The 1,965-nt window shown below is 73.5% G+C and carries 1 protein-coding gene and 1 pseudogene; both read right to left on the bottom strand.

Going from position 1 to position 1,965, the window contains the following annotated elements; translation table 11 throughout:
• Window positions 1-566, bottom strand: a pseudogene (locus tag HKK74_RS38800) (hypothetical protein); the annotation flags it as partial.
• A 27-nt stretch (window positions 567-593) separates the two neighbouring features.
• A partial coding sequence (locus HKK74_RS41230; RefSeq protein ID WP_281398226.1) for an ATP-binding protein occupies window positions 594-1,965 on the bottom strand: 1,372 nt, incomplete at its 5' end.

Genomic DNA, 1,965 nt, shown 5'->3' with positions numbered 1-1,965 from the left:
GTGCGATCGACCTCCATGGCCCGCCGCACGAACAGGGCCACGGAGTCGTACGCCGCGACGGCCGCCCCGGCGCATTCGGGCCCGGGGGCGGGCAGCGGCGGCACGACCACGGTGTGCTCGCCGGCCACGCCGAGGAGCTGGCGGCTGGCCGTGAGGATCCGCAGTTCCGGTAGCGCGCGCAACAGGACCCCGGTGAGATCCGCACACGCCTCGACGAGATGCTCACATGTGTCGAGGACGAGCAGCAGCCGCCGGTGGGCGAGCCGGTCGACGAGTACGTCTGTCTGCGGACGGGCCGTCCGCTCCCTCACCCCGAGCGCCGCCGCCACCACATGGCCGAGCAGCGCGGGGTCCCGTACCGAGGTGAGGTCGACCCGGCAGAGGCCGTCCGGGAACGATCCGCCCAGCCCGCTCATCGCCGCCAGCGCGAGCCGGGACTTGCCCACCCCCGCCACACCGGTCAGCGTCACCAACCGCGACGCGGCCAGCACTCGCCTGACCTCGGCGAGCTCGCGGCGCCGCCCGACGAGACCGAACGTGTCCATGGGCGACCGCGCGTGGCTCATCATCGCCTCCCCCAAGGCCGCCCCGGCTCACTCCGCGCCGGTGCGCCGGCCGGTCACCCAGGCGGCGATCTGCGTACGGGACGTGAATCCGAGCTTGGTGAAGATGTGCTCGACGTGCGCGTCAACGGTGCGTTTCGCGACGTACAGCCGTTCAGCGATCTTGCGGTTGGACAGGCCGTCGGCCACCAGCTCGGCGACCTCACGCTCGCGCGGGGTCAGTACGGGCCGCCGCGCCTCGGGCACGCGGGCGGCCGTCTCGTCGTCGCCGAGGGCGTAGGTCATAGCGTCGTCGAAGGCCAGCTCGAGACCCTCGGCGAAGATCTTGTCGTAGGCCTCGTCACCGAGCATGCCGCGGGCGTCGCGCTCGCACCGGTTCCGCGCGGCGATCAGCTCTGGGGAGCCCACCTGCGGAAGCCCGATGGCACGCCAGACCTGGTGGGCGGCGCCGAGCAGCCGGGCGGCACGGTGGGCCTCGCCGTCCGCGGCCGCGGCCGCGGCGAGCAGGTCGACCGTGGCGGCGATGCCCACGATCTCACCCAGCGCGCGTCGTACGCCGAGTGACGCACGGCCATGCGAGATCGCCGAGGCGGTCCGGCCCCGGCCGAGCTCGGCGAGGCCGCGCACATAGTCGCTGTACGAGCGGGTCCACAGCTCACCGTGCTTCTCGCACTCGACCCGGTGCTCGTCGAGTACGGCGACCGCGCCGTCGAAGTCGCCCATCATCGTGAGCGCCATCGCCTGGTTCACCATCACGACGAGCGCGCCGATGCCGGAGTCGTCACTGCGCCGGTAGAGCACGGCCGACTCCCGGCTCAGCGAGGCCCCGAGCGCGAGATCGCCCCGGTAGACGGCGGCCAGGCCGCACAGATGGGCGGCCCGGGCCGTGGCGACGACGTCGCCCTCCGCCGCGTGTTCGCGGCATTCCGCGGCGAGCGTCTCGGCGGCGGCGAAGTCGCCCTGCGTTGTGGCGACCACGCCGCACGCCCACACCGCCTTGGCGCGGACCGGTCCGGGGGTGCGATCGAGCGCGAGGGCCCGATCGAGGTAGTGCCGGCCCTCCCTGGCCAGGCCGCAGGCGGCCCAGAGCATCCAGAGGTTCCCGGCCAGGTCGAGGCCGGCCCGTTCCTCGCCCGGAGTGGCACAGCAGAAGTCGAGCGCGGCCCGGAGGTTCGCGTGCTCGCGGGTCAGCCGCGCCCGCCACTCCAGCTGCCCCGGCCCGCACCACTCCTCGTCGCATCGCCGCGCCAGCCGCAAGTAGTGGTCCCGGTGGCGGGTGAGCAGGACGTGCTTCTCACCGAGGGCGTCGAGCCAGTCCCGCCCGTACTCGCGGATCGTGTCGAGCAGCCGGTATCGCGCCTGGGCGGCACCCTCCTCGCGCAGGACGATGGACTTCTCCACT

Origin of the sequence: Actinomadura alba, assembly GCF_014323705.1 — a bacterium.
Lineage (GTDB): Bacteria > Actinomycetota > Actinomycetes > Streptosporangiales > Streptosporangiaceae > Actinomadura_C > Actinomadura_C alba.
The sequence above is the reverse complement of the archived record's forward strand: the minus strand, read 5'-3'. Positions and strand labels throughout refer to the sequence as shown.